We start from the raw sequence: 3,432 nt of genomic DNA, 5'->3' as shown, positions 1-3,432 counted from the left end.
CCGCAGGCAATCCCCCGCTCATTCGTGGCATGAACCGGCGCAGCCAGATCCTGCGCCTGTTGATGCGCTACCGCCATTCCGGCGTGTTCTCCGGTATGAATCTGGACGCTGCCGGCAGCCACACCGATGTGCCGCCCGACGGCAACCCCGAGCAGTTCGTCAGTGACCTGGAAGCGCTGGGGCCAACCTTCGTCAAGCTCGGGCAGATGCTGTCCACCCGCCCGGACATGGTGCCGGTGGAGTTCGCCACCGCGCTGGAGCGGATGCAGGAGAAGGTGGCCGAGATCCCGGTCGAACGCATCCACGCCATCGTCGAGCAGGAGCTGGGCGCGCCGGTGAACAAGCTGTTCGCCGCATTCGATCCGCAGCCGCTGGGGTGCGCGTCCATCGCCCAGGTGCATCGCGCGGTGCTGCATGACGGCCGCGAGGTGGCGGTGAAAGTGCAGAAACCCGAAGTGGCCGCGCAGCTGCGTTCGGATCTGGAGGTGCTGCGCAGCTTCGCCCTGGCCGCCGACCACCTGACCCAGATCGGCCGCCGCGTGCGCCTGCGCGACTGGCTCAACGAGTTCTCCAAGACCCTGATGCAGGAGCTGGACTACCACGCCGAGGCCGAGAACCTGTCGCGCTTCGGTCGCCATCTGAAGCCGTTCCGTCGCCTGTGGATTCCGCAGCCGCTGTGGGATTACTGCAGTCATCGCGTGCTGACCATGGAACTGGCCAGCGGCGTACGCGTTGATGCCATTCCCGATGTACGCCGCACTGAACAGGCGATGGACCCGCTGGCGGCGGCGCTGATCCGCGGTTACCTGGACCAGATCTTCGTGCACGGCGAGATCCACGCCGACCCGCATCCCGGCAACCTGCGGGTGATGCCCGACGGGCGCCTGGCGATCTTCGATCTGGGCATGGTCGCGCACATGCCGCCGCGCCTGCGCGAGCGACTGCTGAAGATCCTGTTCGCCGCCGTCGATGGCCGTGGCGAGGAAGTGGCCGACGATCTGATCAGCATCAGCACCCGGCTGGAGGCGTTCGACGAGGAGCGTTACCTGCGCGAGACCGGCCAGCTGATCGCACGCTATGCGGCCAGCGCGAATTTCTCCGAAGGGCGCGTGGTGCTGGACATGGTGCGCATCGCCACCTCATCCGGATTGCGTACGCCGCCGGAGCTGAGCCTGCTCGGCAAGGCGTTGCTCAACCTTGAAACCGTATGCCGCCTGCTGGCACCGGACCTGGATACGCGGCGCATCGTCGAGCGCCAGTTGCAGCACGTGATGCGCGCGCGCCTGAAGAAATCGCTGTCAGCGGCCAACCTGGCCAGCGAAGCCATGGAGGTGCAGCAACTGCTGCGCGATGGACCACGCAAGCTGTCGGACATCATGGCGCTGTTGGCCGAGAACCGCCTGCAGATGAAGGTGACCGGGCTGGAAGAGTCGCGGTTGATGGAAAACCTGCAAAAGATCGCCAACCGTGTGGCCGCCGGCATCATCAGCGCGGCGTTGATCATGGCGGCGGCGATGATGATGAAGATCGATACCGGCTGGCATGTGCTCGGCTATCCCGCCATCGCCTTGGTGCTGCTGTTGATCGGCGTGGTGCTTGGGCTGGGCATCGTGACCAGCGCCTTGTTGTTTGATCGGCGCGCGCGTTCGCGCGAGGAACGCGGGCACCGGTAGTGGTGATGCGTGGTTGTATCCACGTGTCGCGCGGATCTACGCAAACAGCGTATTCATGCGGTTTTTAATGCAATCGAGCGTGAGTTTTCACGCTCGACTTACGTTCGCGGCGTGATCTCGCACGCGCGATTTCAACAAACATTTCAGTCAGGTTCGTGCATGCACTATCGGGTCATCGGCCTGTCATGCACATGTGCTTGCAGCAGCGCCGGTCGGATGGACACGCGTCGGTACGACGTCCATCGCCACCCCGTCACTGCCGAAGCTGCCCATGCTCTGGATTCTGCTGCTGTCGCTGTTGTTGTTGTCCTGGTTGTTCCTCGCGTCCGCAAAGTGGGTGTGGTGGAAAGCCGGCTTGTTCTCGCTGTTGCTGCTGGCGCTCAGTGCCTGGTGGCTGATCGACAAGCTGTCAGGTGACGGACTCAACGCCGCCACCCTGTACCACCTGGGTGCGGACATGGAAGGCGCCGGTGTCGCCGACTTCAAGGGCTATATCGCCGGCTTCATCGTGCTGGCGGCCGTGTCACTGCTGCCGCTGTTCGCTACGCGGGTGAAGCGTTGGCGCCGCCCCACGGCCGGTGGTGCGTGGTTTGCCGGTTTCGCCGCGTTGTGGGTGGCCACGATCATGATCAGCCCACTGGCGCGCGATGGCCAACGCCTGTACCAGCAGCTGCGCCCGGTGGATTTCGCCCGTATCGCCCCCGAATACCAGGTGCCCACGCAGGCCCTGCAGCGCCCACGCAACATCGTCTGGATCTACGGTGAGAGCCTGGAGCGCACCTATCTGGATGAGGCCGTGTTTCCCGGCCTGATGCCCAATCTCAACCGCTTGGCGGCCAAGTCGCTGGATGTACGCGGGCTGGCCTCGGCCGAAGGCGGCGGCTGGACCATCGCTGGTCTGGTGTCGTCGATGTGCGGCGTGCCGCTGACCACCTCGCAGGGCGATGAGAACAGCATGGACCGGATGGGCAGCTTCCTGCCCAAGGCCGTGTGCCTGGGCGACTACCTGAAGCAGCAGGGCTACACCAACCATTACCTGGGCGGCGCCAACGGCCAGTTCGCCGGCAAGGGACAGTTCCTGGCCAGCCATGGCTTCGACGAAGTGCATGACCTGGCGTGGTTCAAGCAGCAGAAGAAGATCGGCCGCATCCACTACTCGGCATGGGGCGTGCATGACGACGTGCTGCTGGACACTGCCTACCAGCGCTTCGAACAGCTGTCGCGGCAGGACGCACCGTTCATGCTCACCACGCTGACCATGGACACCCACCACCCGGCCGGGCATCTGCCGGTGGCCTGCAAAGGCACGCGTTACCAGAGCCAGCACGGCAACATCGGCATGCTCAATGCGCTGAAGTGCACCGACCGCCTGATCTCGCAGCTGGTCGAGCGCATCCAGGCCAGTCCGTATGGCAAGGACACGCTGATCGTGATCGCCTCCGATCACCTGGCCATGCCCAATGACCTCAGCCATATCCTGACCAGGCAGAAGCGCGAGAACCTGCTGCTGTTCCTGGGTGACGGCGTGGCCCCGCGCCAGCTGGCGGCCGAGGACGGCTCGACGCTGGATTCCGGTGCCACCCTGCTCAGCCTGCTCGATCCGAACCTGCAGACGATGGGCTTTGGCCGTTCGCTGCTGGACGACAAGCGTGCGCCGAGTGCCAGCGCCGCCGCGCGCCGCGATGGCGGCCGCGACTACCCGCAGTACCTCGCCTTCGCGCGCTCGCTGTGGTTGGGTGAACCGACGCGGCAGCTGAAG

The 3,432-nt window shown here is 65.0% G+C and carries 2 protein-coding genes; both read left to right on the top strand.

Going from position 1 to position 3,432, the window contains the following annotated elements; genetic code table 11:
• Positions 1–29 precede the first annotated feature (29 nt).
• The gene (locus tag DBR20_RS00325) at positions 30–1,673 is read left to right on the top strand and encodes an AarF/UbiB family protein (protein WP_229981032.1); all 1,644 of its coding nucleotides are present in this window, start codon (positions 30–32) and stop codon (positions 1,671–1,673) included.
• A gap of 271 nt (positions 1,674–1,944) precedes the next feature.
• On the top strand, positions 1,945–3,432 hold a 1,488-nt coding region (locus DBR20_RS00320; RefSeq protein WP_108264776.1), incomplete at its 3' end, for a phosphoglycerol transferase I.

Origin of the sequence: Stenotrophomonas sp. HMWF023 (assembly GCF_003060985.1) — a bacterium.
GTDB classification, from domain to species: Bacteria; Pseudomonadota; Gammaproteobacteria; order Xanthomonadales; family Xanthomonadaceae; genus Stenotrophomonas; species Stenotrophomonas lactitubi.
Note: the sequence above shows the minus strand (reverse complement) of the source record. Positions and strands in the feature narration are given on the sequence as shown.